This is a genomic window from Lysobacter changpingensis, from assembly GCF_017308985.1.
GTDB classification, from domain to species: domain Bacteria; phylum Pseudomonadota; class Gammaproteobacteria; order Xanthomonadales; family Xanthomonadaceae; genus Lysobacter_J; species Lysobacter_J changpingensis.
Window position 1 is genome coordinate 123,771 of the sequence record NZ_JADWPE010000008.1, and the last position, 25,476, is coordinate 149,246.

General features: G+C 69.9%; 25 protein-coding genes. 16 read left to right on the forward strand and 9 right to left on the reverse strand.

All coding sequences use genetic code 11. The features are described from left to right. Nucleotides 1-60: 60 nt before the first annotated feature. The 4 genes from I4U41_RS17940 (at nt 61) to I4U41_RS17955 (ending at nt 5,055) form a co-directional block, all read left to right on the forward strand. Complete coding sequence (locus tag I4U41_RS17940; protein WP_206862546.1) at nt 61-1,917, forward strand: DUF885 domain-containing protein; 1,857 nt, start codon at nt 61-63, stop codon at nt 1,915-1,917. Between the two features lie 320 nt (nt 1,918-2,237). Beyond that, nucleotides 2,238-3,431, forward strand: coding sequence for a beta-ketoacyl-[acyl-carrier-protein] synthase family protein (locus tag I4U41_RS17945; RefSeq protein ID WP_206862596.1), 1,194 nt, complete (start codon nt 2,238-2,240; stop codon nt 3,429-3,431). Further along, on the forward strand, nt 3,428-4,222 hold the full coding sequence (locus I4U41_RS17950; RefSeq protein WP_242525349.1) for a beta-ketoacyl synthase chain length factor: 795 nt from the start codon (nt 3,428-3,430) through the stop codon (nt 4,220-4,222). Before I4U41_RS17945 ends, I4U41_RS17950 begins: the two co-directional genes overlap by 4 nt. 23 nt (nt 4,223-4,245) lie before the next feature. After that, complete coding sequence (locus I4U41_RS17955; protein ID WP_206862547.1) at nt 4,246-5,055, forward strand: glycosyltransferase family 2 protein; 810 nt, start codon at nt 4,246-4,248, stop codon at nt 5,053-5,055. A gap of 143 nt (nt 5,056-5,198) precedes the next feature. On the opposite strand, the gene I4U41_RS17960 is transcribed toward I4U41_RS17955, so the two are convergent. From I4U41_RS17960 to I4U41_RS18000, 9 genes are all read right to left on the reverse strand, one after another. Further along, nucleotides 5,199-5,702, reverse strand: a complete 504-nt coding sequence (locus I4U41_RS17960) for a DUF4156 domain-containing protein (protein ID WP_206862548.1) — start codon at nt 5,700-5,702, stop codon at nt 5,199-5,201. A gap of 77 nt (nt 5,703-5,779) precedes the next feature. Beyond that, on the reverse strand, nt 5,780-6,523 hold the full coding sequence (gene fabG / locus I4U41_RS17965) for a 3-oxoacyl-ACP reductase FabG (protein WP_206862549.1): 744 nt from the start codon (nt 6,521-6,523) through the stop codon (nt 5,780-5,782). Then, nucleotides 6,520-6,975: a hotdog family protein gene (locus I4U41_RS17970; protein ID WP_206862550.1), complete on the reverse strand. Its 456-nt coding sequence runs from the start codon at nt 6,973-6,975 to the stop codon at nt 6,520-6,522. Before I4U41_RS17970 ends, fabG begins: the two co-directional genes overlap by 4 nt. Further along, the gene (locus tag I4U41_RS17975; RefSeq protein WP_242525350.1) at nt 6,972-9,344 is read right to left on the reverse strand and encodes an MMPL family transporter; all 2,373 of its coding nucleotides are present in this window, start codon (nt 9,342-9,344) and stop codon (nt 6,972-6,974) included. The genes I4U41_RS17970 and I4U41_RS17975 overlap by 4 nt, the downstream gene beginning before the upstream one ends. Next, nucleotides 9,341-10,003: a LolA-related protein gene (locus tag I4U41_RS17980; protein ID WP_425492644.1), complete on the reverse strand. Its 663-nt coding sequence runs from the start codon at nt 10,001-10,003 to the stop codon at nt 9,341-9,343. The genes I4U41_RS17975 and I4U41_RS17980 overlap by 4 nt, the downstream gene beginning before the upstream one ends. Then, the gene (locus I4U41_RS17985) at nt 9,921-10,913 is read right to left on the reverse strand and encodes a lysophospholipid acyltransferase family protein (RefSeq protein ID WP_206862551.1); all 993 of its coding nucleotides are present in this window, start codon (nt 10,911-10,913) and stop codon (nt 9,921-9,923) included. The genes I4U41_RS17980 and I4U41_RS17985 overlap by 83 nt, the downstream gene beginning before the upstream one ends. After that, nucleotides 10,910-11,206 (reverse strand): ApeI family dehydratase, encoded by a 297-nt coding sequence (locus I4U41_RS17990; protein ID WP_206862552.1) that lies wholly within the window; start codon nt 11,204-11,206, stop codon nt 10,910-10,912. The genes I4U41_RS17985 and I4U41_RS17990 overlap by 4 nt, the downstream gene beginning before the upstream one ends. A gap of 108 nt (nt 11,207-11,314) precedes the next feature. Then, nucleotides 11,315-12,016: a COG4648 family protein gene (locus I4U41_RS17995; protein WP_206862553.1), complete on the reverse strand. Its 702-nt coding sequence runs from the start codon at nt 12,014-12,016 to the stop codon at nt 11,315-11,317. Between the two features lie 23 nt (nt 12,017-12,039). Then, the gene (locus tag I4U41_RS18000) at nt 12,040-12,309 is read right to left on the reverse strand and encodes a phosphopantetheine-binding protein (protein ID WP_115842728.1); all 270 of its coding nucleotides are present in this window, start codon (nt 12,307-12,309) and stop codon (nt 12,040-12,042) included. Between the two features lie 159 nt (nt 12,310-12,468). Here I4U41_RS18000 and I4U41_RS18005 point away from each other — a divergent pair, with 159 nt between their 5' ends. The 12 genes from I4U41_RS18005 to I4U41_RS18060 all read left to right on the forward strand — a co-directional run bounded on the left by I4U41_RS18005 (nt 12,469) and on the right by I4U41_RS18060 (nt 25,421). After that, nucleotides 12,469-13,920: an NAD(P)/FAD-dependent oxidoreductase gene (locus tag I4U41_RS18005; RefSeq protein WP_206862554.1), complete on the forward strand. Its 1,452-nt coding sequence runs from the start codon at nt 12,469-12,471 to the stop codon at nt 13,918-13,920. A gap of 14 nt (nt 13,921-13,934) precedes the next feature. Beyond that, nucleotides 13,935-14,954: a chorismate transformation FkbO/Hyg5 family protein gene (locus tag I4U41_RS18010; RefSeq protein WP_206862600.1), complete on the forward strand. Its 1,020-nt coding sequence runs from the start codon at nt 13,935-13,937 to the stop codon at nt 14,952-14,954. 552 nt (nt 14,955-15,506) lie between these two features. Continuing rightward, entirely contained in the window at nt 15,507-15,755 is a 249-nt protein-coding gene (locus I4U41_RS18015) for a hypothetical protein (protein ID WP_206862555.1), read from the forward strand. Between the two features lie 250 nt (nt 15,756-16,005). After that, on the forward strand, nt 16,006-16,443 hold the full coding sequence (locus I4U41_RS18020) for a post-PEP-CTERM-1 domain-containing protein (RefSeq protein ID WP_206862556.1): 438 nt from the start codon (nt 16,006-16,008) through the stop codon (nt 16,441-16,443). Further along, nucleotides 16,440-18,104, forward strand: a complete 1,665-nt coding sequence (locus tag I4U41_RS18025; RefSeq protein ID WP_206862557.1) for a PA domain-containing protein — start codon at nt 16,440-16,442, stop codon at nt 18,102-18,104. The genes I4U41_RS18020 and I4U41_RS18025 overlap by 4 nt, the downstream gene beginning before the upstream one ends. Nucleotides 18,105-18,459: 355 nt before the next feature. After that, the gene (locus tag I4U41_RS18030; protein WP_206862558.1) at nt 18,460-19,923 is read left to right on the forward strand and encodes an OprO/OprP family phosphate-selective porin; all 1,464 of its coding nucleotides are present in this window, start codon (nt 18,460-18,462) and stop codon (nt 19,921-19,923) included. Between the two features lie 22 nt (nt 19,924-19,945). After that, nucleotides 19,946-20,956, forward strand: a complete 1,011-nt coding sequence (locus I4U41_RS18035; protein ID WP_255542132.1) for a sulfate ABC transporter substrate-binding protein — start codon at nt 19,946-19,948, stop codon at nt 20,954-20,956. A gap of 28 nt (nt 20,957-20,984) precedes the next feature. Further along, on the forward strand, nt 20,985-21,854 hold the full coding sequence (cysT, locus tag I4U41_RS18040) for a sulfate ABC transporter permease subunit CysT (protein ID WP_206862559.1): 870 nt from the start codon (nt 20,985-20,987) through the stop codon (nt 21,852-21,854). Next, nucleotides 21,847-22,701, forward strand: coding sequence for a sulfate ABC transporter permease subunit CysW (gene cysW, locus I4U41_RS18045; protein ID WP_242525351.1), 855 nt, complete (start codon nt 21,847-21,849; stop codon nt 22,699-22,701). The genes cysT and cysW overlap by 8 nt, the downstream gene beginning before the upstream one ends. 136 nt (nt 22,702-22,837) lie before the next feature. Beyond that, nucleotides 22,838-23,905 carry a sulfate/molybdate ABC transporter ATP-binding protein gene (locus I4U41_RS18050; protein ID WP_206862602.1) on the forward strand — a complete coding sequence of 356 codons (1,068 nt, stop codon included), beginning with the start codon at nt 22,838-22,840 and terminating at the stop codon, nt 23,903-23,905. 50 nt (nt 23,906-23,955) lie between these two features. Next, complete coding sequence (gene hemB, locus I4U41_RS18055; protein WP_206862561.1) at nt 23,956-24,954, forward strand: porphobilinogen synthase; 999 nt, start codon at nt 23,956-23,958, stop codon at nt 24,952-24,954. Then, nucleotides 24,951-25,421, forward strand: coding sequence for a GNAT family N-acetyltransferase (locus I4U41_RS18060; RefSeq protein WP_206862562.1), 471 nt, complete (start codon nt 24,951-24,953; stop codon nt 25,419-25,421). The genes hemB and I4U41_RS18060 overlap by 4 nt, the downstream gene beginning before the upstream one ends. The last annotated feature ends 55 nt before the right edge of the window (nt 25,422-25,476 follow it).

Below are 25,476 nucleotides of genomic sequence, written 5' to 3' on the forward strand. Positions count from 1 at the left end.
GCCGTCGGCCCCGAAGCAACGGTTACCTTCGGCGCATGGTGCGGCGCCGGCACAGCCGCCATGCTGCGTGTCGGACCCATCACCGCCGACGTCATGACCAAGCCGCTCACCCTCGCGATCGCTCTCTCCCTCACGCTGACCACCGGCGCCCCGCTGCTGGCGCAGGCCGCGCAGCCCGCCGCCAGGACCTCCGCGGCGAAGCCCGCCGCCAGGCCCGCGCCCGCATGGGTCGCGAAGAGCAACGAGTACGCCGACATCCTGGTCAGGGCGCAGGCCGGGTTCGCGCCGGAAGGCATGTCGTTCCTCGGCGTGCCGGGCTACGACGAGCGCGTCGCCGACTTCAAGCCGCAGAACGCCGAACGCTTCCGCGCCGCCACCGCGAAGGCGCGCGACGAACTGAAGGCCAAGCTCGCCACCGAGCGCGACCCGAACGTGCGCCAGGATCTTGAAATCATGATCCAGGCCGCCAACGACAACATCGTCACCAGCGAACTCACGCAGCGCCTGATGCTGCCGTGGAGCGACGTTGCGCAGACGATGTTCGGCGGCCTGCAATCGCTGCTGTCGGACCAGACGCCGCCCGAGCGCCGCGCGAAGGCGCTGGAGCGCCTGAAGAACTACGTCGGCCAGGGCACCGGGAAGACGCCGGTCACCGAACTGGCGATGGCGCGCTACACCGAAGCCGCGGCGAACGCGAAGCTCGTGCCGCCGACGAAGCTCGAAGTCGAGCAGGCGCTGACCAACATCGCCACCTACGCCGACGGCATCCGCAAGCTGTTCGCCAAGTACAAGGTCGACGGCGCCGAGCCCGCGCTCGCCGCCATGGACACGCAGCTGAAGGCCTACGGCGACTGGGCGCGCGCGAACGTGCTGCCCACCGCGCGCACCGACACCCGGCTGCCGCCGGAGATGTACGCCAACAGCCTCAAGCAGTACGGAATCGACATCGACCCGCAACTGCTGATCCGCCGCGCGCAGGTGGAGTTCATGGAGACGCGCGCGGCGATGCAGCAGCTCGCACCGCTGGTGGCGAAGGCGAACAACCTCGACGTCGCCGACCCGCACGATTACGTCGCCGTCATCAACGCGCTGAAGAAGCGCAACATGCCCAACGACCAGCTGGAAGCGCGCTATCGCACGGTGATCGACCAGATCGATCCGATCATCCGCAAGGAGAAGATCGTCGACGTGCCGAACCGGCCGATGGTGATGCGCCTGGGCACCGAAGCCGAATCGGCGCAGACCTCCGCGCCGCATTTCCTGCCGGCGCCGCTGATCGGCAACACCGGGCAGCAGGGCCAGTTCATTCTGCCGGTGTCGGTGCCCACCGCCGACGGCAAGGCGCTGCAGTACGACGACTTCAACTTCGATGCGGTGCGCTGGACGCTGTCGGCGCACGAGGGGCGTCCGGGCCATGAGCTGCAGTTCACCGCGATGGTCGAGCGCGGCATTTCGCTGGCGCGCACGATGTTCGCGTTCAACTCGGTGAACGTGGAGGGCTGGGCGCTGTACGCCGAAGCCGAAATGGTGCCGTACGAGCCGCTCGACGGACAGCTGATCGCGCTGCAGTTCCGCCTGATGCGCGCGGCGCGCGCGATGCTGGATCCGATGCTGAACCTGGGAATGATCGACCGCGAGGCCGCCGGGAAGATCCTGCGCGACAAGGTCGGGCTGTCGGAAGCGATGACCAAGCAGGAGCTGGATCGCTACACCTTCAATTCGCCGGGCCAGGCGGGCAGCTATTTCTACGGCTACAGCCGCATCCTCGAACTGCGCATGGAGACCGAACTCGCCCTGGGCGACAGGTTCGACCGGCTCGCGTTCAACAACTTCCTGCTGGACCAGGGCCTGCTGCCGCCGGATCTGCTGGCGAAGGCGGTGCGGGAGCAGTTCGTGCCGGTGCAGATGAAGAAGTGATGGGATAGCCCTCAGGAATCAGCCCCTCTCCCTGCGGGAGAGGGGTTGGGGTGAGGGGCGGGGGCGTGCGATGCGGTGATGGGCCGGTGCTGTCCTCGCCGGTACGGCGCTGTGCACTTCACCCCTCCCCATCCTTCCCAGCAGGCAGGGGAGAGGGCGCTGCTTTCACCCGATTCCGACATCCCCTCCACGCCCCCTGAATGACCCGGCCCGGCGGCGCTTCGCGCCGGGGCCGTCGCGACCCCGCTGGCTATACTTTCGCGACCTTTGTCCGGGAATCTTTCGTGCTGTCCACGCTTCCGCCGTCCACCGCCCGCCGCATGGCGCCCCTCGCGATCCGCGCGTGCACCGCGACCAGCGCCGTCGGGGCCGGACGCGAGGCGCTGGCGCAGGCGCTGCGGGACGGCCGCAGCGGACTGCGGCGCAACGACTTCGGCAATGCGTCGCCCGACAGCGCGCCGCTGGACTGCTGGATCGGCCGCGTCGACGGCCTGGAAACCCTCGCCCTGCCCGACACCCTGAAAGCCTGGGATTCGCGCAACAACCGCCTGGCCTGGCTCGCCCTGCAGCAGGACGGCCTGCGCGAGGCGATCGACGACGCGATCGAGCGCTTCGGCGCGCAGCGCATCGCGGTGATCGTCGGCACCTCGACCTCCAGCATCGGCAGTACCGAAGCGGCATACGCCGCGCTGGAAGACGGCGACTTCGCCGACGAGTACGCGCGTCCGTACGTGCACACGCCGCATTCGCTGGGCGAGTTCGTGCAGCAGGCGACGAACCTGCGCGGCCCGTGCATCACCGTGGCGACGGCGTGCTCGTCCAGCGCGAAGGTGTTCGCGCAGGCGGCGCGCATGATCGACGCGGGGCTCGTCGATGCCGCGCTGGTCGGCGGCGTGGACACGCTCTGCGGCAGCGTGCTGTTCGGCTTCAATTCGCTGCAGCTGGTGGCGGCCGAACCGTGCCGCCCGTTCGACGCGACGCGCAACGGACTCTCGCTCGGCGAGGCCGGCGGTTTCGCGCTGCTCGAACGCGCGCGCGACGGCGACACCGGCCTGCAACTGCGCGGCTACGGCGAATCCAGCGACGCGCACCACATGTCCTCGCCGCATCCGGACGGCCTGGGCGCACGTCTGGCGATGCGCGACGCGCTCGCGCGTGCGGGCATCGGCGCCGACGAGGTCGGCTACCTCAACCTGCACGGCACCGCGACGCCGGCCAACGATGCGATCGAAGCCGCGGCGGTGGCGGCGCTCTTTCCGGAAGCACTGCACGCCAGTTCGACCAAGGGCTGGACCGGCCACACGCTCGGCGCGGCGGGCATCGTCGAATCGACCATCGCGCTGATCGCGCTGGAACGCGGCGAACTGCCCGGCATGCTCGGCAGCACCACGCCCGATCCCGCGTGCGGTCCGCAGATCCGCTTCGCGCCGCAACGTGCCGACATCCGCTTTGCGATGAACAATTCGTTCGGATTCGGCGGCAACAACTGTTCGCTGGTGTTCGGTCGCGCATGAGCATGCTGGAACCGCGGACGTTGCAGGCACGGATCGAAGGCATCGGATTCTGGGCACGCGGACTGCCCTCGTGGGCGGCGGCGCGCGAGTACGCGCTCGGTGGCGCGCTTCCGGCCGATGCGCCGGCGCGTCCCTCGCCGCAGCTGCTGCCCGCGAACGAGCGACGCCGCGCGCCGGAAACGGTCGCCATCGCGCTTGACGTCGCCATGGCCGCATGCGAGGCCGCCGCGCGCGAGCCCGCATCGCTGCCGTCGGTGTTCGCCTCCACGCACGGCGAACTGGCGATCACCGACTACATGTGCGCGACGCTCGCGCAGGATCCGCGCACGCTTTCGCCGACGAAGTTCCACAACTCCGTGCACAACGCCGCCGCCGGCTACTGGACCATCGGCACCGGCGCGATGCAGCCGGCCAACGCGATCAGCGCGTACGCGGCCAGCTTCGCGCAGGGCCTGATCGAAGCGCTGACGCAGCTGCGCAGCGACGCCGACGCGGTGCTGCTGGTCGCCTACGACGGCCAGGCGGCGGGGCCGCTGGCGAAGATGGCGCCCAGCGAAGGCCTGCTCGGCGGCGCGCTGGTGCTGTCCAACGACGAGGCCGGTCCGCGCCTGCGCGCGCGGCTGGTGCCCACATCGACGCAGGCGCCCGCATCCGGTCCGCTCGCGCGCTTCGCATCGGCCAACGCGATGGCGCCGATGCTCCCCCTGTTCGACGTGCTCGCGCATGGCGAAGGCTCGGCGCTGCTGCCCGCCGGCGCCGCGCACGACCTGCTCGTGGAGGTGAACCCGTGACGCCCGTTGCTCCCCATTCCCTTTTGAGCCGCGACGATCTCGTCGTCGTGATTCCCGCGCTGAACGAAGCGCTGCGCATCCGCGACGTGGTCGAAGGCGCCTTGGCCGAATGCCCGCGCGTGCTGGTGATCGACGACGGCTCCGACGACGGCACCGCCGAACGCATCGCCGACCTGCCCGTCACCGTGATCCGGCACGAGCGGCGCATGGGCAAGGGCGCGAGCCTGCGCGACGGCTTCACGCATGCGCTGCGCATGGGAGCGCGCGCGATCGTCAGCATGGACGGCGACGGACAGCACCTGCCCGCCGACATTCCGCGCCTGCTCGCGGCGGCGAACCGCAATCCGGGGCACATCGTGATCGGCGCGCGCCTGCGGCGTCGTTCGCAACAGCCGATCTATCGCCGGCTCGCCAACGAATTCGCCGACTGGGGCATCGCCTGGGGCACGGGATACCAGCTTGCCGACAGCCAGAGCGGGCAGCGCCTGTATCCGGCGGCGGTCGCGGCGCTGAGCGACGTGCCGGGCGAGGACTTCGTGTTCGAGGCGCAGATCCTGATTTCCGCCGCGCAGCAGCTGGGCACGCGCGTCGTGTCGGTGCCGATCGAATCGCGCTACAAGTGCGTGCACAGCGACGAGCAGTTCCGCCCGAGCCATTTCAAGCCGCTGCGCGATTTCAGCCGCATCACCTCGCACGTGGTGCTGGGCGTGCTGCGGCGCGGCGGCATTGCCGAGATGTACCGCCGCATCCGCGCGAATCCCGCGTTGATCGACGATCCGAGCGGCGAGTTCGCGCCGGCGCCGATGGGCGTGGTGCAGACGCGGTCGCCCTAGCAACTTCCCTGGTAACTCTCTCCCCTGCTCGCAGGGGAGGGTTGGGGAGGGGTGAAGTCAGTTGCGGTCGCGCTTGATGGCGCCCACGTCACCCCTCCCAACCTGCATTCGCAGTGGGAGGAGCAGAAAACCAGGCATGGGGATCACTTCACCGGCTGCGCCGGGGGAACCGCCGGCGGCACCGCCTGCGTCTCCGTCACCGGCGGCGGATTCGGCACGTGGATCGCCACCCCGTGCGCGTACTTCTTGGTCGGCGAGATGTTCACGCCGATGCCGCCGGAGCTGAAGCTCCCGCCGTGGTAGCCGCCGTAGCTGCCGCCCCCCACGCCGACGCCCACGCTGCTGCCGCCGCCGCTGTCCTCGGTGCCGACGAACAGCACGCCGTTCGCGCCGAGCTTGGCGGCCTCCATGCGCAGGTTGTTGATCACATCGTTCAGCTTGTTCTGCTCGCCGTAGGTGAAGCTGCCGCTGGCGGTCTGCAGGCGCGCGATTTCCTCGTAGCCGCCCGGCGGCGGCGTGTAGTACACGCGCACCTGCGAGGGGTCGATCGGCGCGCGCGGCGTGCCGGTGACCAGCTGCGAGGTGGACGAACAGCCGGCCAGCCCGGCCAATGCGAGTGCGGCGAGGATCGATGCGATGCGGCGCATGGCGGCGCCTCCATGTTGGGATGCGGCGATCCTACGCCAGCGGCGGTCGCGCGGAAGCGAACGAAGTCGCCGTCCGTTCAGCTCATGCCGCCGTCGATGCCGATCACCTGCCCGTTGACGTAGCCGGCCGCGTCCGAGCACAGGAAGCCGATCAGCGCCGCCACTTCCTCCGGGCGTCCCGCGCGGCCGGCGGGCACCATCTGCCTGATGGTCTCCTCCGGGAACGCCGCCTCCGCCATGCGCCCCTCCACCACGCCTGGCGCGACGACATTGCAGGTGATGCCGCGGCTGCCCATCTCGCGCGCGAGCGACTTCGTGGCGCCGTGCAGCGCCGCCTTGGCCGCGGCGTAGTTCGCCTGCCCGCGATTTCCCAGCACCGCCGCCACCGATGACACGCTCACCACGCGACCCCACCGCGTGCGCGCCATCGGCAGCAGCAGCGGCTGGGTGACGTGGAAGAAACCGTGAAGCGACACGTCGATGACGCGCTTCCACTTCGCCTCGCTCATGCCGGCCATCGGGCCGTCGTCGTGCACGCCGGCATTGTTGACGACGACCTGGATCGGACCGGCTTCGAGCAACGCGGCGATCGCCGCCTGCGACGCGTCGAAATCGGCCACGTCGAACGCGACCGCCTGCGCGATGCCGCCGGCCGCGCGGATCGCCTCGACCACCGCCTGCGCGCGCTCGACGTTGCGGTTGGCGTGCACGATCACCTCGCAGCCGTCCGCGGCCAGCCGCGTGCAGATCGCGCTGCCGATGTCGCCGCTGCCACCGGTGACCAGCGCGCGACGGGGGCCGGTGTGCTTGCGTGCGCTCATGCGGACTCTCCCGGAAGCGAATGCAGCACGGCGGCGCGTCCGCTCGCGAGCGTCGTGCCGTCGTGCGTGATGAGGAAACGGTACTGGCTGCCCGATGCGTCCGCCATCAGGCACTGCGCCTGCGCTTCGAGCGCGCCAGGCAGGTCGTCGATGCGCGACACATGCAGCACCAGATCGCGCAGCGCGACCAGCATGCCCGGCTTCACGCCCCCGCCCGCCACGCGCGCGAGCAGGCCGCCATGCACGGCCATCGCCTGCGCGCCGTACTCGCCCAGATGCACCGCGTGCAGGCGGTCGCGATGCCGCAGCGGATGCACGGCGTCACGATGGTTGAACGCGCGCAACCGGATCGACCGCGCATCGAATTCCACCACTTCGTCCCACAGGCACATCGCGCCCTGGTGCGGCACCAGCGTGAGGATCTCCGCGCGCGGGATCGCCGTCGTCTTCATGCGGCGGCCTTCACCGGCGAACGCACGATCAGCAGTGCAAGCACGAAATTGAACGCGACGCCCAGCGCGACCGTGCCGCCGATCGCGCGCAGCACCGGGATGCTCGACGCGGCCAGCAGCGCGAACACCAGCAGCGTCGTCAGGCTGCACACGATCACCGCGTGCAACGTGCGCAGCTGTTCGGCGCGATCGTCGCCGGCGTGGTCGAAGAACAGCGCGTAGTCCAGGCCCAGGCCCGCGGCGAGGATCAGCGAAACGAGGTGGAACAGGTTGAGCTCCACGCCGATGCCGCGCAGCACCGCGAGGATCAGCAGCGTCGTCAGCGCCATCGGCGCGAGCACGCGCAACACGCGGCGCGGCGAACGCAGCGCGAACCACACCGCCGCCGCGAGCAGCACCGCGGCGAGCGCCAGCGCCCACAACACGCGCTCGCGGTATTGCGCGACCAGCGATTCGGAGGCCTGCTTAAGATCGAGCAGCTGCGCGCCGTGCGCCTGCGCGATGCGCGCGACGGCGCCATGATCACGAAGTCCGGAGAGCGCGACCAGCGCCGTCGCGTGGCCTTCGCGTTGCAGCAGCAGGCCTTCGATGCTGGCGGCGAGCGGCGTTCCCGCAAGATCCGGCGGCGTGAGTGGCGCCGCGCCGCGCGCGGTCGCGACGTCGCCAAGGAAGCCGTCGAAGGCATCGTCGTTGAACGCGCCATCGGCCATCGCCTCGCGCAGCGCGTCGCGCAGTTCATCGTCGGCCGGCAGCTTCGACTGGCGTGCGCGCTGCGTCGCGGCGCTTGGCAGGTAACGCGCGGCGAGATCGAAACCTGCGACCACGCCCTGCGCACGCAGGTCTTCGAGCGCCGTCGTCAGGCGTTCGGAGGCTTGCAGCGCGTGTTCGGCGTCGTTCGCCTGCAGGGCGATCACGTAGCGCACGTCCGGCGCGCCGAGTTCGCCACGCAGCTGCGCATCGCGCGCGAGCGCGTCCGGCGGCACCGGCGTCAGGCGCGCGAGGTCGTTCTGCCAGAACGCGCCGGGGGCGAAGGCGATGACCGCGACGGAGATGACCACGAGCACGCCACCGGCGACCGCATTCATGCGCGGCCAGCGCGCGAGCGCGTTCCAGCAGCGCGCGAGCCAAGCCGAATCGGCGGCATCGCGGGGCGTGGGATCGATCAGCGCCGGCAGCAGGAAGCGGGTCGCCAGCGCCGCCGTCGCCAGGCCCACGACCGTGAACACCGCGAGCTGTTGCAGGCCATCCACGCCCGAGACGAGGAACGTCGCATACGCGATGCACGTCGATGCCACGCCCGTGCCCAGGGTCGGCCACAGCGCGCGCGCACTCGCCCACGGCGAGACGCCGGCGCGCTGGTGGCTGAACAGATGGATCGGATAATCCTGCACCACGCCGATCAGCGTGAAGCCGAACGCGACGGTGATGCCGTGCACGCCGTCGAACGCGAGCGCCACCGCGCCCAGGCCCGCGAGGCCCGCGCTCGCCAGCGGCAGGCCGCCGAGCAGCGGCGCCTTCCAGCTGCGGTACGCGATCCACAGCAGCAGCACGAACACCAGCGAATCCAGCGTGCCGATCAGGCTCGCCTCGCGCGCGGTGCGGGTGCCGATCTCGACCGAGAACGCGCCGGGCCCGGTCAGCGTCAGGCGCGTCTTCGTGCCCGCGCTCACTGCGTCGAAGGCGGCGTGGATCGCATCGACCGCGGCCTGCTGGCCTTCCGGATCGAAGCCGGCCGCATGCGTTTCGATCGCGAGCAGCGCTTCCCGACCGGCGCGATCGAACCACACGCCGTGCAGCCGCTGCGGCGCGTTCGCCGGTTGCCACAGTTGCGCGAGCTTCAGCGTTTCAAGGGTCGGATCGGTCGGCAGCAGCGGCTCGATCATCGCGGCCGCGGGCGAGCCGAGATCCTGCACGCGCGCATCGAGTTCCGCGCGCAGGAATGCGGCGTCGAAGCGTTGCGTGTCGAGCGTCGGCGACAGCAGGTAGCGGTACGGGCGCAGGCGCGGCGGGATCGCGTCGAGCCCGGGATCGCCGCCGTTCGCGACGAGCTTGAACGGTGCGTCCACGCCGACGCGCGTCGCCAGCAGGCGTTCGCGCAGTGCCTGCGATTGCGCGGCCAGCGCCTGCGGCGCTTCGCCCGACAACGCGACCAGCAACAGGCGCGAACCCGGGCCTTCGCCGAGTTCGTCGATCAGCAGCTTCTGCGCCGGCGTCTGCGGCGCGGGCATGAACTTGCGCAGGTCGCCGCTGAGTTGCACGCGCGGCGCCACGAACAGCGCGAGCACCGCGAGCAGCACCAGCCACAGCAAGGCGAGCGCGAGTCGCCGAGTCGCGCCCATCGCGCGTCCGGCCGGTGCGCGTTCGCTCATCGCGCCGGCGCGCCGTCGCACAGCGCCGCCAGCGCGGCGGCGTCGGTGACGTTCGCGGCGTCCTGCGCCGCGCCGGCGAGCAGCGTGCGCTGCGCTTCGCCATTCCCGACAGGGCGGGCCTGGATGCAGCGCAGTTCCGCGCCGCGTCCGGTGAGCACGATGGCCTGCAACTTCGACGCCATCGCCGCGTCCTTTGGCGTCATCGTGAGCCGCCAGCGCTGGCGCGTGCCGTCGGCCTGCAGGCGGTAATGCGTTTCGAGCAGCGCGTGATCGCCGCCGAGCAGCGCGCCGAAGCCGTTCTGAAGGCCGGCGAGCTCCGGCACGCGCGACAGCGAGAACGTGCGTGGCGATTGCCCGGCGCGTTCGATCGTCGCCTCGCCCGCGCGCAGCGTGGTGGTTTCGACGTACGGCGTGCGCACTTCGCGCACGAGGGTGTCGGCGTCGGGGCGGCGGTATTCGCCGGTGAGCCGCAGCGGCTTCTTCAGGAGCCTGGAACCGCGCACTTCGACGAAGGGCGTGCGCGCCGGCGCGGGGCGCGCGATCTTCGCCAGGATCCAGCCCGCGTCGACCGCCGGCTCAGCCGGCGCGGCGCAGGTCGCGGTGCTCGCCAGCAGCAGCGCCGGCGCCAGCCGCACCGCCCAGGTGCGCGAGAGGGGAATCGTCCGCTGCGTCATCGCCATGCCAGAAATCGTAGAAGTTGAACCAGTTGTAGGGCGCGCGGCGCACGTGGTGCTGCAATCGCGCGGCATAGTCCCGCACGAGCGCGGCGATGCGTTCGCCGCGCTCGCGACGCGGGATGTCGAGGCCCGCGCTGAATTCCTCGAACACCAGCTCGTAGCGGTTGCCGCCGCGGTAGAGGCCGAACGCCAGCACCACCGGCACCTTCAGCGTCGCCGCGAGCGACCACGGCGCGACCGGGAACGCCGCATCGCGCCCCAGGAACGGCGCGCGCACGGAGGCGTCGCCGGACTCGGTGCGATCGACCAGCAGCGCGACGAGCTCGCCGCGCGCCAGCGCTTCCTGGATCGCCAGCACGATCGACACGCCATCCTGCCCGGCGTCGATGACGTCGCGCGCCAGCTGCGGATTGAGCGCGTCGAGCAGACGCGTGATCGCCGCGTTGTGCGCGACGTCGAGCACGATGCGCACGCGCAGCGACGGCCGCGTGAGCGACAGCACGCGCAGCGCGTCGAAACTGCCGTGGTGCGAGCCGAAGACCAGCACGCCTTCGCCGCGGTCCACGCGCGCGGCCAGCGCGGGCAGTCCGACGGTGGCGATGTCGAAGCGCGACAGCTGACCGCTGAGCAGGAACACGCGATCGAGGATGGTCGCGGCGAAGGTGTGGATGTGGCGCGCGACGTCCCACAGGCCCGGCCGGCGATCGAGCACGCGCGCGAGGTATGCGAGCGACGCGCGGCGTTCGGGGCCGCGCACGATCAGGAAATACAGCGTGATCGGATACAGGCACGCGCGCGCCACCGGGCGTCCGCCATAACGCGCGATGCTGCGGATCAGCCACAGCGCGAAATAGCCGCCGCCTTCGGGGCGCTGCTTCCAGTGCGCGTTCATGCGGCGCATGTTCCGTCGGTGGCGACGATTTCGCCACTCGCCAGCAGCGTCGCATCGCGCAGCACGCGGAAGCGCCAACGCGGCGTCGCGCCGTCGAGTTCGATGCGCGCGGTCTCGCCCGGCAGGAGCGGCTGCAGGAATTTCACCTGCGGCAGGCGCAACGCGGACATCGGCCCGTGCGCGGCTTCGATCGCCTCCACCACGCGCTCCAGCACGACCACGCCGGGCACCAGCGGCCGGCCGGGGAAATGCCCGGGCAGGCTGGGGTGGTCGGCGGGAATCGTGAAATCCATGCGTGGCGGCGGCTGCGCGGTGGTGGCGTCAGGATAGCTTCAAGACCAGTAACGAGTGGGAAGGAACGAGTAACGAGTGATTGGCCGCCCGTTCCTTCCTGCTTGTTCCTAATCGAACAGCCCGCGCCAGAACCGCGGGCCGAGCGCCGCCATCTGCCGCAGGAAATCGAAGAAGTGCCGGTACGGGCGATGCGGGAACAGCCAGCGCCGCAACGCGTATTCGCCGACGAAGAAGCCGCCGACGATGCCGTAGTTCAGCAGGTTCGCGAACAGCGACCACTCCTCCTGCCCGACGCTCACCGGCGGCACGTGGCCCAGCCGGGCGAGCACGCCATCGGGCACGGCGATCAGCGCGAGCAGGCCGTTCGCCAGCGCGAGCGCGGCCATGACGTAGGCCCAGGCGGCGGTCAGGTTGCGCGAATAGCGGTACAGCGGCGCCGGCAGGGTGGCCGGTTCGCAGCCTTCCATCGCCGCGACGATCCGGGTGATCAGCGGTTCGCGCGGCGGGCGCAGGCTGCGCCAGAACATCCACGCGACGAAACCGACGAACAGCATCGGCGGCGCGAGCAGCAGCATTTGCGCGTAGTGCGTCTGCGACAGCCAGGCCAGCGCGGCGCCGCTGGCGGCGAGCACCGCCCAGGCCCAGCCTTGGCCCTGCATCAGGGGGGCGACCAGGCACAGCGCGACCAGATCGGCCATCGCGATCGCCGCCGGCACGCCGCCGCCGTCATGCGTGGCCCAGTGCGCCAGCAGCGGATAGGCCACCGCCAGCGCCACGGCCGGGATCGCGCGGACGACGGCGCGGGCCATGCCGGTCGGCGCCGAGGCCGCGCTCACGCCGCGCGGCGCTGTTCGATGTGCGCGGCCAGCGCGCGCAGCGAGGCGAAGATGCGGCGGTTCTCGTCGCTGTCCGAACGCAGCTGGAAGCCGTATTTGCCGGAGATCGCCAGCGCCAGTTCCAGCGCGTCGATCGAATCCAGCCCCAGGCCCTCGCCGAACAGCGGGCTCTCCGGGTCGATGTCGCCGGGCGCCACGTCCTCGAGGTTCAGGCTTTCGACCAGCAGCTCCGCCAGTTCGCGTTCGACGGGACTTTGTTCAGACATCGGGGATTCCAGCGCAGGTATTTCGAGGGACGCCACGATCCGGCATCGGCGCGCCGTGCGCAACCGTCCGGGCCGCGCGGCGTGCCGATCCGGGCAGGCGGCCGGCCAGGCCCCGGGAATCCACCGGGCGGGCGCGGGCATTCCCTTATCATGCGCGGCATGACCGACACCGTCCCCGAGTCCGGCCCGGCCAGCGCCTCGCCGGCCGAGCTGAACACGCCTTCCGACGCCCCGACCGTACTGCAGGCCGACGTGCTGGTCGTCGGCGGCGGCCCCGCCGGCACCACCGCGGCGACGCTGCTGGCCCGCAAGGGCTGGAAGGTCCTGCTGCTGGAGAAGGACGCGCACCCGCGCTTCCACATCGGCGAATCGCTGCTGCCGATGAACCTGCCGATCCTCGAGCGGCTCGGCGTGCTGGAGCAGGTCAAGGCGATCGGCGTCTTCAAGCCCGGCGCGGAGTTCCCGATCGTCAACGACGACGGCACGCCCATGGCGCCCGACAACGAGGGCGCGGACCAGTACAACACCTTCCGCTTCGAACGCGCGCTCAACCCCGCGTTCGGCTACGCCTACCAGGTCAAGCGCGAGGAGTTCGACCAGTTGCTGTTCCGCCACGCGCAGGCCAACGGCGTGGATGCGCGCGAGAAGCACAAGGTCGAACGCGTGGAATTCGGCCGCGACGGCCGGCCTTCGATCGCGCACGCGCGCGACGCGCAGGGCAACGCATTCACGGTGCGCGCGCGCTACATCGTCGATGCGAGCGGTCGCGACACGCTCTTCGGCAACCAGCTCAAGCTGAAGAAGAAGAACCCGCTGCACCAGTCGGCGGCGATCTTCAGCCACTTCACCGGCGTGGAACGCCGCGACGGCGAGGACGCCGGCAACATCACCGTGCAGCGTTTCGCGCACGGCTGGATGTGGCTGATCCCGCTGCGCGATGGCGTGATGAGCGTGGGCGCGGTGTGCTTCCCCGAATACCTCAAGCAGCGCCGCGGCGAGAACGAAGCGTTCCTGATGAAGACGCTGGAGTCCGAGCCGCAGGTGAAAAAGCGCATGGAGAACGCGCAGCGCATCGCGCCCGTGCACGTCACCGGCAACTACTCGTACACGTGCGAGCGCATGCACGGCCCGGGCTGGGTGATGGTCGGCGATGCGTACGCGTTCGTCGATCCGGTGTTCTCCTCCGGCGTGTACCTGGGCATGAACAGCGCCGAGCAGGCCGCGCAGCTGGTCGACGGCGCGTTGCGCGATCCCTCGCGCGAAACCGCGCTGCAACGCGAGATGGACACGCGGCTCAAGCGCGGCCTCAAGCATTTCCAGTGGTTCATCTACCGCTTCACCACGCCGGTGATGCGCCATCTGTTCAACCATCCGCGCAACGTGTGGCAGGTGGAACAGGCGGTGATCTCGATGCTTGCCGGCGACGTGTTCGACAACCCGGAGGTGCTCAAGCGCCTGCGCCTGTTCCGGCTGGTCTACACGCTGACCGCGATCCGCATGGCGCCGCTGGCGCTGCGCGGCTGGCTGAAGCGGCGCCGGCAGGTGGGCGTGGACGTGGGACTGCACGGCGCGGCCGACACGCTGCAGCCCGGCCCGGAGCGCGCGCCGTGAGCGCGGTGAGCCCGATGCCGTGGCCGACGCCGCGCTGGACCGTGGAGTACGTGCACGACACGCCCGAATCGCGGCTCCTCGCGCCCGACACGCTGGCGGTGATCGGCTTCGGCGCGAAGGCGCCCCACAACGACGACCCGCGTTACCTGCGCGTCGCGCTGGAGCCGCATGGCGATGCGCCGCTGGAAGTCTGGCGCGCGGGCGGTCCGGTGCAGCGCGGGCGGGACGGCGACGTCGCGTGGGCGCACGATGGCGCGCTGCTGTTCGGCGCGCTCGAACTCGACGAGCGCGTGGACGACAGCGCCCCCGGCGCGAGCGACATCGAAGCCACCGCCGAGCGCCTGTACCGGCGGCTGATCGAATTCGTGCAGCAGCGCGGCTATCCGCACCTGCTGCGCGTTTGGAACTACCTGGACGGCATCACCATCGGCGAAGGCGACCTGGAGCGTTACCGGCAGTTCTGCGTCGGCCGCGCGCGCGGGCTCGGTCCGGTGGACCCGCATACGCTGCCGGCCGCGACGGCGATCGGCCAGGTGAACGCGCCCGATGCGTCAGGCGATGCGCCGCGTCGCCTGCAGGTGTACTGGCTCGCCTCGCGCGTGCCCGGCACGCCGCTGGAGAACCCGCGCCAGATCAGCGCGTACCGCTACCCGCGCCAGTACGGCCCGCAACCGCCGAGCTTCGCCCGCGCGATGCTGCCGCCGATGGGCGGCGCGATGCCGCTGATGATTTCCGGCACGGCCGCGATCGTCGGTCACGAATCGCGGCACGCGGATTCGGTGGCCACGCAACTGGACGAGACGCTGGCGAACTTCGACAGCCTCATCGCCGCCGCGCGCGCGCAGTGGCCGTCGCTGCCGGCGCATTTCGGCCCGCATTCGCCGCTGAAGGTGTACGTGCGCGATCGCGAGGAACTCGGCGTGGTCGCGCGCGCGCTGGACGAACGCCTGCCGCGCGAGGTGCCGCGCGTCGTGCTGCATGCCGCGGTGTGCCGGCGTGAGCTGCGGGTGGAGATCGATGGGGTGCATGGGTAATTGATTTGGGGATTCGTGATTCGGGATTCGTGATTCGTGATTCGTGATTCGTGATTCGTGATTCGTGATTCGGAAGAGCGGATCACGGGATCTCCTTTTTGCCGCCCCCCTCTCACCATCCTCCCGGCGAAGGCCGGATCCAGGCCGCGACATTCGGGCACTCCCGCACCGGTAAACCACATCACCGTCATTCCAGCGGAAGCTGGAACCCATTTTGATTTTTCGGCGCGGGGCGCGATCAAAGGCGAAGCATCGCAAGTGCGAACGTAGCCGCACGCCCCGCCCCTCACCCCAACCCCTCTCCCGGTGGGAGAGGGGCTCAAGGCGAAGCATGGCGAGCGTGAGCGTGATCGCACGCCCCGCCCCTCACCAACCCCTCTCCCGATCGGAGAGGGGCTCAAGCCAACCGCTCCACTCCCCACTTCCGCCCCTTCACGTCCGAAATCAGCCCTTTCATCGCACGCGGTTGTTGCCATGGCGCAACGCCCACTAAGCTCGACATCGCACCGCACGCCTTCGCGTGCGGACCGGCCAACCAAGGGAGTCGCCGCAATGGGTCTGATCAGCCTGCTCTGGGGCATCGTCGCCATGATCTGGATGGTCATCGCGCTGATTCCGCTGCTGGGATGGGGCAACTGGCTGCTCATCCCGTTCGCCGCGGTGGGCGCGATCATCGCCGCCATCGGCATCCTCTTCACCAGCCCCGGCAACCGCGGGCGCGCGAAGACCGGACTGGTGCTCAACGGCATCGTGATCGTGGTCGGCATCGTTCGTCTCGGTCTCGGCGGCGGGATCGTCTGAGCCGCCGCGGCGACGCGCGCGTGAGGGTCTCCTTCACGCGCGCCGTTCCATACGTGGCCGCATTTTCCTGCTGAATACGTGGGTCCGCGCGATGTTGCGGCGCGGGCTTGTCGCGTGCGTGGAAGCGGGCGCATAGTCGAAGCGGGCTGAAGGGGGAGCCCGTACGCATCCCCATGCTCGATTCTTCGCGATGGACGTCGCGAGGGCGGAATCGGCTGGGGTTCATTACCTTCAGATCGGGACGTGACCCATGAAAAGGATCGGATCCGCGCTTTGGTTGTCAGCAGTCGCGCTTGGGTTGTGCTTCAACGTACAGGCCGAAGATGGCCAGTCCTCCACCCACCAGGTAACCGTCGCCGGCGTGAAGGTCGGCATCGATGCGGAAACCGGGCGGCTTCGTCCGCTCACCGCGAGCGAGAGCGCGCAGCTCGACCAGGCGCTGACACAAGGAAAGCAGGCGAAGGTCGCGCCGGCGATGGCGAAGACGTTCGCCGCGCCGCGCGATGCGGCGGCGGCACGCGCCACCGCGCGCAAGTCCGCGCACGGCGGCGTGTCGGTAAAGGTGCCCGAATCGATGATGAGCTCGGTCGTCGCGCATCGCGATGCGTCGGGCCAGCTGGTCGTCGAGCACGCCGAACCCAACGGCGATTCCGTCGACACCCACGACAACGAGGAGCTGCTGAAATGAGAAAGCATCTTCTCGCCTGCGCGCTCGCCCTCGGCGGCGCATTCGCCTTCAACGCATCGGCCGCGCAGCTGGTACTGCTCAACGGCGATGCCGGCACCGGGCTCGGCCTGGACGATCCCACCGCCGCCACGCCGGTCGGCCTGAATCCGGGCACGACCGTCGGCCAGCAGCGCCAGATCGTCTACCGCTTCGCGATGGACCTGTGGGGCGCGGTGCTCAAGAGCGACGTGCCGATCAAGGTCGGCGCCTCGTTCCAACGACTGAACTGCACCGCCACCGGCGCGACGCTCGGTTCGGCCGGTGCGAACTGGATCGATCGCGATTTCCCGAACGCGCCGCGTCCGGGCATCTGGTACCACTCGGCGCTGGCCGATTCGCTCGCGGGCGTCGACCTGGATCCGGTACCGGACGATCCGGCCGACATCGTCTCGCGCTTCAACGGCGACCTCGGCAAGCCGGACTGCCTGGCCGGCACGACGTGGTACTACGGCCTGGACGGCAAGACGCCCGCGGGCTCGATCAACTTCCTCAACGTGGTGATGCACGAGATCGGCCACGGCCTGGGTTTCCAGGGCTTCCTCGACAAGTTCACCGGCCAGTTCGGCGACTTCGACGGCACCGGCCCGCGCTCGGACGTGTACACGCAGAACGCGTTCGACAACGTGCTGGGCATCGGCTTCAACGATCCGGCCAGCACGCCGGCGCAGCGTGCCGAAGTGATGAAGACCTCCGGGCGGCTGGTGTGGTCGGGCCAGCGCGTGAAGAACGAGGCGGCGCTGGTGCTCGACAACCGACAGTACTTCACCGTCACGGCGCCGGCGAACATCGCCGGACGTTACCTCTATGGCACGGCCAGCTTCGGCCCCGTGGCGTCGCCGGCGAACTTCACCGGGCAGGTGGTGCTCGGCGTGGACGAGGCCAATCCCGCCGGCCCGACCACCGGCGATGCGTGCACGCCGCTGACCAACGCGGCGGCGGTGGCCGGGAAGATCGTGCTGGTCGATCGCGGCACCTGCGGTTTCGTGGTGAAGGCCGCGAACGTGCAGGCCGCCGGCGGCATCGCGATGGTGGTGGCCGACAACGCCGCGGGCAGCCCGCCGCCGGACCTGGGCGGCAGCGATCCGAACATCGCCATCCCGGCGATCCGCATCACGCTCGACGACGGCAACACGTTCAAGGCGAACCTGCCGGTGAACGTGACCTTCGACGTCGATCCGGTGCTGCTGCAGGGCGCCGACGACACCGGCCGCGTGCGCCTGTACGCACCGTCCGTCGTTGCGGGCGGCTCGACGTTCTCGCACTACGACACCGCGCTGTCGCCGAATGCGCTGATGGAGCCGTTCGACACGCCGACGGTGCAGGCGCAGTACAACGTCGATCTCTCGCCGGCGCTGTATCGCGACATGGGCTGGAAGGTGAACAACGGCGACGCGCGCATCGGCAAGTGCAACACCACCGTCGACGTGCTCGAACCGGGCGGCTTCATCGTCGGCGCGAACGTGCAGGCCTGGAACAACCTGTGCAAGGTGTCCGCGAAGAACCCGGGCAAGTACGTGCAGTGCATGGTCGACCTGCAGCACCGCCTGCGCAGCGCGAAGCTGATCCATCCGTTGCAGGGGGCGGCGATCCTGGTGTGCACGGCGACGAATCTGCGTCCGTGACGGAAGCACTCGTTGCCTGATCCGGACCGGCGCCTTCGGGCGCCGGTTTTTTTGTGCCTGCTTTCGTCGCCCGGGGCAAGCGAAGCGCACCCCGAGCCCGTCGCGCTCATCCCGGATGCGCTTCGCTTACCCGGGCTACAAGCGCTTCACCCATCTCCTGCGCGCAGGGGAGCGGCCAGGAAGCACCGGGGACGCTTCACACCTTCTTGGCACCGTCCCCCCGCTCATACCGCTTCGGCATGACCGCATGACGCACGAGCCTTTGTCCGTTCACGGGGTGGAAGGCGACAGTCGCGCCGTGCCGCCGGAATCGCCGGCGCCGCTCCGCAAGCCTCCCCTTCCCCAGGAACCCGCCATGCCCAGCACCCGAACGCGACGATCGACCGTCCCCGCCTTCGCCGGCATCGCGCTGGCATGCGCGGCGGTGGCCTTTCCGGCGCATGCGCAATCGGACGCGCCGCTCACCGTGGAGGAACTCGCCCGCCGCCTGCAGGCCATCGAACAGCGCCTGGGCACCGCGCCGGCCGACGGCGCCGCGCCCGGCGACGCCAATGCGCTCGCCGACCTCGACCAGCGCCTGCGCGTGATCGAACGCAAACTCGACCTCCAGGCAGAGGAAGCGCAGGCCCGCGCCGCGAGCACGCCGGTGGTGAGCCTCAGCGCGAACAAGGGCCTGTCGATCAAATCGCCGCCGCCGGGCGATGTCGAACTGAAGTTCCGCGGCCTGGCGCAGGCCGACGGCCGCTTCTACATCGACGACGACGCCGACCCGCAGAACGACACCTTCCTGTGGCGGCGCGCGCAGCTCACGCTCGATGGCACGTGGGGCCCGCTGCTCGCGTTCCGCATCACGCCCGAACTGGCCGGCGACAGCGTCACCCTGCTCGACGCGTGGGCCGACCTGCGCTTCAGTCCGGCGGCGACGCTGCGCATCGGCAAGACCAAGAGTCCGGTCGGACTGGAGCGCCTGCAGTCCAGCAGCGCGATCGAAATGGTCGAACTCGGTTTCCCCAGCGAGCTGGCGCCGGGCCGCGAGATCGGCGTGCAGCTGCAGGGCGAGGTCGCGAACTCGACCGTGTCCTACGTTGCCGGCGTGTACAACGGCACCGTCGACGGCCGCGATTCGGCGACGACCAATCCCGACGACCACTTCGAGTTCGGCGCACGCGTGTTCGCCGAACCGTGGAAGAACGGCGCCGGCGCGCTGTCGGGCCTGGGCTTCGGCATCGGCGCGAGCACCGGCGACAAGGAAGGCGGCGGCAACGGCTTCCTGCCGCGCTATCGCACGCCGGGGCAGGTGCAGTTCTTCGGTTATCGCAGCGCGGTGCTCGCCGACGGCGAGAGCACGCGCTGGTCGCCGCAGGCGTACTGGTATCGCAACGCGTTCGGCGTGCTGGGCGAATACATCCGTTCCAGGCAGGACGTCGTGCTGCCCGCCACCGGCGAGCGCGAATCGCTCCAGCACAGCGCGTGGCAGCTGCTGGCAAGTTTCGTGCTCACCGGCGAGGACGCCGGTTACAAGGGCGTGGCGCGACCTAACCATCCTTTTACCGTCGGCGGTGCAGGCTGGGGGGCCTGGGAACTGGTGGGGCGCGTTGGCGCGCTCACCCTCGACGACGACGCCTTTCCGGTCTTCGCCGATCCCGCCGATTCGGCGCGCAAGGCGACCGCGTGGGCGCTGGGCGTGAACTGGTACCTCACCGCGAACTTCAAGCTCGTCGCCAACTACACGCAGACGGCCTTCGACGGCGGAGCCGCCGATGGCGCCGATCGCGAGGACGAGAAAGCGTTCTTCACGCGCGCGCAGTTCTCCTTCTGACCCTCTCCACGGAATCGAACCCATGAAGACCTTCTTCCGCAATGCGGTGCTCGGCCTGGCGATGGTGCTTGCCGGCGGCGTGGCGTCCGCGAAGGACGCGCAGCTGCTCAACGTGTCCTACGATCCCACGCGCGAGTTCTACGCCGAGGTCAACAGGACCTTCGCCGCGCAATGGAAGCAGCAGACCGGCGAAACGCTCGATATCCGCGCCTCGCACGGCGGTTCGGGCAAGCAGGCGCGCGCGGTGATCGATGGGCTGGAAGCGGACGTGGTGACGCTCGCGCTCGCCGCCGACATCGACGCCATCGCCACCAACGGCAAACTGCTGCCGACGAACTGGCAGACGCGCCTGCCGCACAACAGCGCGCCGTACACCTCGACGATCGTGTTCCTGGTGCGCAAGGGCAATCCGAAGCAGATCCGCGACTGGGCCGACCTGGTGAAGCCCGGCGTCGGCGTGATCACGCCCAACCCGAAGACGTCCGGCGGTGCGCGCTGGAACTATCTCGCGGCGTGGGCGTGGGCGTCGCAGCAGTATCGCGACGGCGACAAGGTCGTCGATTACCTCACCCGGTTGTTCAGGAACGTGCCCGTGCTCGACACGGGCGCGCGCGGCGCGACGACGACGTTCGTCGAACGCGGCATCGGCGACGTGCTGCTCGCGTGGGAGAACGAGGCGCTGCTCACGCTCAACGATGCGGGCACGCGCGGGAAGTTCGAGATCGTCGTCCCGAGCCTGAGCATCAAGGCCGAGCCGCCGGTGGCGTGGGTGGACAAGAACGTCGACCGGCATGGCACGCGCAAACAGGCCGAAGCGTACCTGCGCTTCCTGTACACGCCCGAAGGCCAGCGCCTCGCGGCGAAGCACGGCTATCGCCCGGCCGAGCCGGACAAGGTGCCGGCCGCGGAACGGTCGCGTTTCCCGCAGGTGAAGCAGGTGACCATCGACGCGGCGTTCGGCGGATGGAAGAAGGCGCAGGCGGAGCATTTCGCCGATGGCGGGTTCTTCGACCGGATCTATCGGCCACGGTAAGCCGATGCCTTCGAACGGCCGACACGCCATGTCCACACTCGCCCTTCCCCTCCCGCTTGCGCGCCGGGGCCGACGCCCGTTGCCGGGCTTCGGCCTGAGCCTCGGCCTCGGCCTGGCGTGGCTGAGCATCGTGGTGATGCTGCCGCTCGCGGCGTTGGCGATCCGCGCGGCGGGACTCGGCGCGGAAGGCTGGCTGCGCGCGATCCACGATCCGCGCGTGCAGGCCTCGCTGAAACTGAGCTTCACCGCGTCCTTCGCCGCCGCGCTGGTCGCCTCGGCCGCCGGCGTGCTGGTGGCGTGGGTGGTCGTGCGCTACCGCTTTCCAGGCCGGCGCCTGCTCGATGCGCTGGTCGACCTTCCGTTCGCGTTGCCCACGGCCGTCGCGGGCATCGCGCTCACCGCGATCTATTCGGCGAACGGCTGGGTCGGGCGCTTCACCGAACCGCTCGGGTTGAAGATCGCCTACACGCCGATCGGCATCGTCATCGCACTCGTCTTCATCGGCCTGCCCTTCGCCGTGCGCACCGTGCAGCCGGTGCTGGAAGCGCTGGGCCGCGAGCAGGAGGAAGCGGCGGCGTCGCTGGGCGCCTCGCGCCTCACCACCTTGCGCCGCGTGGTGCTGCCCGAACTGCTGCCGGCATTGCTCACCGGGTTCTCGCTCGCGTTCGCGCGTGCGCTGGGCGAGTACGGGTCGGTGATCTTCATCGCCGGCAACCTGCCGTACAAGACCGAGATCGCGCCGCTGCTCATCACGATCCGGCTGGAGGAATACGACTACCCCGGCGCGATCGCGATCGCCGCGCTGCTGCTGGTCGCGTCGTTCGTCTGCCTGCTGGCGATCAACGCCATCCCGCTGCTGTTCGCGCATGAACGACGCGGAGCCCGCCGCGATGCATGACGCCGCCCTCCGCGACCTGCAGGAACCGGCGTGGCTGCGCTGGTCGCTCATCGCGCTCGCCGTGCTGGTGATGGCGGCGCTGGTCGTCTTGCCACTGGTGATGGTGCTCGGCGCCGCGTTCGCAGAGGGCTTCGGCAGGTGGCTCGATTCGCTCACCCAGCCCGATGCGCTGTCGGCGCTGAAGCTCACCCTGTTCACCGTGGCGATCGTGGTGCCGGTGAACGCGGGGTTCGGCCTGTTCACCGCATGGGCCATCGCGCGGTTCGAATTCCGCGGCAAGCAGTTGCTGCTGTCGCTGATCGATCTTCCGTTCGCGGTGTCGCCCGTGGTCGCCGGCCTGTGCCTGGTGCTGCTGTTCGGTTCGCACGGCTGGTTCGCCGACCTGCTGCAACGCTTCGACATCAAGATCCTGTTCGCGCGGCCGGGCATCGTGCTGGCGACGTTGTTCATCACCTTCCCGTTCGTGGTGCGCGAGCTGATCCCGCTGATGCAGCAGCAGGGCGCGGACGAGGAACTGGCGGCGCGCTCGCTCGGTGCAGGCGGCTGGACGATGTTCCGTCGCGTCACGCTGCCCAACATCAAATGGGGCCTGCTGTACGGCGTGCTGCTGTGTTCGGCGCGCGCGATGGGCGAGTTCGGCGCGGTGTCGGTGGTGTCCGGCCACATCCGCGGGCTCACCAACACGCTGCCGCTGCACATCGAGATCCTCTACAACGAGTTCGACAGCACCGGCGCCTTCGCCGCCGCCTCGCTGCTGGCCGGGCTCGCGCTCATCACCCTCATCCTGAAGTTCTGGCTGGAGTCCCGCCATGGCGACGCCCTTGCGAAATCCCATCGCCGACACTGACATCGCCGCGCCGGTGAACGCCTCCGGCAACGGCCTGCGCATCGCGCATGCGGCCGTGACGACGGCGCATTCGACCGCGTCGGCGGAACCTGTCACCCTCGGCGCCGACGGCCCCGCACGCCAGCCCCGGAGCGGCATGGACCTGCACCTGCGCCAGCTCAGCAAACGCTACACCGGCGTGGCGGCGCTCGACGGCGTGGACCTCGACGTCGCCGCCGGCGAGCTGGTCGCATTGCTGGGGCCGTCGGGTTCGGGCAAGACCACGTTGCTGCGCGTGATCGCCGGATTGCTGCATCCCGATTCCGGCCGGGTGCTGTTCGGCCGCGACGACGCGACGCGACTGAGCCTGCGCGAACGCAACGTCGGTTTCGTGTTCCAGCACTATGCGCTGTTCAAGCACATGACCGTCGCGGAGAACATCGCGTTCGGGCTGCGCAGCCGTCCGCGCCGCAAGCGCCCGGACAAGGCGACGATCACGCGTCGCGTGGAAGAACTGCTCGGGCTGATCCAGCTGCCGGGCTTCGGCGACCGCTATCCGGAACAGCTCTCCGGCGGGCAGAAGCAGCGCGTGGCGCTCGCGCGTGCGCTGGCGATCGATCCCACGGTGCTGCTGCTCGACGAACCGTTCGGCGCGCTGGATGCGAAGGTGCGCGTCGAACTGCGCCGCTGGCTGCGCCAGCTGCACGAACGCACCGGGCAGACGACGCTGTTCGTCACCCACGACCAGGAAGAAGCGCTGGAACTGGCCGACCGCATCGTCGTGCTGCGCGAAGGCCGCATCGAGCAGGTCGGCACACCGGACGAGATCTACAGCGATCCGGCGTCGGCGTACGTGTTCGATTTCATCGGCCGCGCGAACGTGCTGGAAGGCGAGGTGCGCGACGGCCGTTTCCACCTGCCGGGCCATGCGCGCACGTTCAGCGCCGACGGCGTGGCGGACGGCGCGGCGCGGCTGTATGCGCGCGCCCACGACATCGCGCCGGGCGAAGGCGATGAGGGCATCGGCGTGCGCGTGGTCGCGGCGCATCGCCTCGCCGATCGGATCACGCTGGAGCTGCACGTCGAAGGGCAGGCGCGGCCGGTCGAACTGGATTTCGCGGCGACGCCGGGCCTGACGACGCCGGCGCCGGGCAGCGAGCTGAGGCTGGTGCCTTTGCGGTATCGGGTGTATGGCTCGTCCCCCTGCCCGCAGGGGAGGGAGTAGCGCCATCGCCTGCGGAGGGTCGGCCTTCTGATGAGGCGTACAATGCCCGCATGAGCACCTACCCCCACGCACGTCCGCGGCGGATGCGCCGCGATGAGTTCTCGCGCCGCCTGATGCGCGAGTCGGTCCTCACCGCCAACGACCTCATCTATCCGGTCTTCGTGCACGAGCGCGACGGCCGCGAGGCGGTCGCGTCGATGCCGGGCGTCGAGCGCCTCTCCATCGACGAACTGCTGCGCGTCGCCGAGCAGTGCAGCGAACTGCGCGTTCCCGCGATCACGCTGTTCGGCGTGCCGGACATCGAGAAGAAGACGCACGACGGCGCGATCGCCTGGGCCGACGACGGCATCGTGCAGCGCGCCGTGCGCGCGTTGAAGCAGCGCTTCCCGGAGCTGGGCGTGATCACCGACGTCGCGCTCGATCCCTACACCACGCACGGGCAGGACGGCCTGCTCGACCAGAGCGGCTACATCCTCAACGACGACACCGTGGAGGCGCTGGTGCGCCAGTCGCTCTCGCACGCGCAGGCCGGTGCCGACGTGGTCGCGCCCAGCGACATGATGGACGGCCGCATCGGCTCGATCCGCGGCGCGCTCGAGGACGCGGGCCAGGTCAACACGCGCATCCTCGCCTACAGCGCGAAGTACGCCAGCGCGTTCTACGGCCCGTTCCGCGCCGCCGTCGGTTCGGCCGCCGCGCTGGGCAAGGGCAACAAGTACACCTACCAGATGGACCCGGCGAACGGCGAGGAAGCGTTGCACGAAGTGGCGCTCGACCTGGACGAAGGCGCCGACATGGTGATGGTGAAGCCGGGCATGCCGTACCTGGACATCGTGCGTCGCGTGAAGGACGAGTTCCGCGTGCCGACGTACGTGTACCAGGTGAGCGGCGAGTACGCGATGCTCAAGGCCGCCGCGCAGAACGGCTGGCTCGACGAGCGCGCGACCGCGATGGAAGCGCTGCTCGCGTTCAAGCGCGCCGGCGCGGATGGCGTGCTGACGTACTACGCGCTCGACGCGGCGCGCTGGCTGCGCGAAGAGCAGGCGTGAGCGAGGTCGCCAACGCGGCGACGCTGCGGCGTGCGCGCATCGGCGATGCCGCCGAACTCGCGCGGCTCTCCGCGCAGTTGGGCTATCCGCAGGACGCGGACGCGTTCGCGCGCCGCCTGCGCCGGCTGCTGATTTCCGCCGATCATCCGGTGATCGTCGCCACCGACGACGACATCCGCCTGCTCGGCTTCGTCGCGATCGAGCGCCGCCTGATGCTGGAAACCGGCGATCGCGTGGAGATCGTCGGCCTCGTCGTGGACGATGCGGCGCGCCGTCGTGGCATCGGCCAGGGGCTGGTGCGCGCGGCCGAGGACTGGGCGCGCGCGATCGGCATCGGCGAGGTGCTCGTTCGATCCAACGTGGTGCGGGCGGAATCGCATCCGTTCTATGAAGGCGCCGGATTTGTCCGGATCAAGTCGCAGCATGTTTACCTGAAGCAGACAAGCCACGGCGGACGTGAGGAGTGAGCGCGCACTGACGCGCACTTCTCGCTATTCACTCCTTTCCTCACGGCGGGTGGCC

Bases quoted from the DNA above. Each gene is read 5' to 3' on its own strand.
- I4U41_RS17940 (WP_206862546.1), top strand. From the start codon at position 61: ATGCTGCGTGTCGGACCCATCACCGCCGACGTCATGACCAAGCCGCTC.
- I4U41_RS17945 (WP_206862596.1), top strand. From the start codon at position 2,238: ATGGCGCCCCTCGCGATCCGCGCGTGCACCGCGACCAGCGCCGTCGGG.
- I4U41_RS17950 (WP_242525349.1), top strand. From the start codon at position 3,428: ATGAGCATGCTGGAACCGCGGACGTTGCAGGCACGGATCGAAGGCATC.
- I4U41_RS17960 (WP_206862548.1), bottom strand. From the start codon at position 5,702: ATGCGCCGCATCGCATCGATCCTCGCCGCACTCGCATTGGCCGGGCTG.
- fabG (WP_206862549.1), bottom strand. From the start codon at position 6,523: ATGAGCGCACGCAAGCACACCGGCCCCCGTCGCGCGCTGGTCACCGGT.
- I4U41_RS17970 (WP_206862550.1), bottom strand. From the start codon at position 6,975: ATGAAGACGACGGCGATCCCGCGCGCGGAGATCCTCACGCTGGTGCCG.
- I4U41_RS17975 (WP_242525350.1), bottom strand. From the start codon at position 9,344: ATGAGCGAACGCGCACCGGCCGGACGCGCGATGGGCGCGACTCGGCGA.
- I4U41_RS17985 (WP_206862551.1), bottom strand. From the start codon at position 10,913: ATGAACGCGCACTGGAAGCAGCGCCCCGAAGGCGGCGGCTATTTCGCG.
- I4U41_RS17990 (WP_206862552.1), bottom strand. From the start codon at position 11,206: ATGGATTTCACGATTCCCGCCGACCACCCCAGCCTGCCCGGGCATTTC.
- I4U41_RS17995 (WP_206862553.1), bottom strand. From the start codon at position 12,016: ATGGCCCGCGCCGTCGTCCGCGCGATCCCGGCCGTGGCGCTGGCGGTG.
- I4U41_RS18000 (WP_115842728.1), bottom strand. From the start codon at position 12,309: ATGTCTGAACAAAGTCCCGTCGAACGCGAACTGGCGGAGCTGCTGGTC.
- I4U41_RS18005 (WP_206862554.1), top strand. From the start codon at position 12,469: ATGACCGACACCGTCCCCGAGTCCGGCCCGGCCAGCGCCTCGCCGGCC.
- I4U41_RS18010 (WP_206862600.1), top strand. From the start codon at position 13,935: ATGCCGTGGCCGACGCCGCGCTGGACCGTGGAGTACGTGCACGACACG.
- I4U41_RS18015 (WP_206862555.1), top strand. From the start codon at position 15,507: ATGGGTCTGATCAGCCTGCTCTGGGGCATCGTCGCCATGATCTGGATG.
- I4U41_RS18020 (WP_206862556.1), top strand. From the start codon at position 16,006: ATGAAAAGGATCGGATCCGCGCTTTGGTTGTCAGCAGTCGCGCTTGGG.
- I4U41_RS18025 (WP_206862557.1), top strand. From the start codon at position 16,440: ATGAGAAAGCATCTTCTCGCCTGCGCGCTCGCCCTCGGCGGCGCATTC.
- I4U41_RS18030 (WP_206862558.1), top strand. From the start codon at position 18,460: ATGCCCAGCACCCGAACGCGACGATCGACCGTCCCCGCCTTCGCCGGC.
- I4U41_RS18035 (WP_255542132.1), top strand. From the start codon at position 19,946: ATGAAGACCTTCTTCCGCAATGCGGTGCTCGGCCTGGCGATGGTGCTT.
- cysT (WP_206862559.1), top strand. From the start codon at position 20,985: ATGTCCACACTCGCCCTTCCCCTCCCGCTTGCGCGCCGGGGCCGACGC.
- cysW (WP_242525351.1), top strand. From the start codon at position 21,847: ATGCATGACGCCGCCCTCCGCGACCTGCAGGAACCGGCGTGGCTGCGC.
- I4U41_RS18050 (WP_206862602.1), top strand. From the start codon at position 22,838: ATGGACCTGCACCTGCGCCAGCTCAGCAAACGCTACACCGGCGTGGCG.
- hemB (WP_206862561.1), top strand. From the start codon at position 23,956: ATGAGCACCTACCCCCACGCACGTCCGCGGCGGATGCGCCGCGATGAG.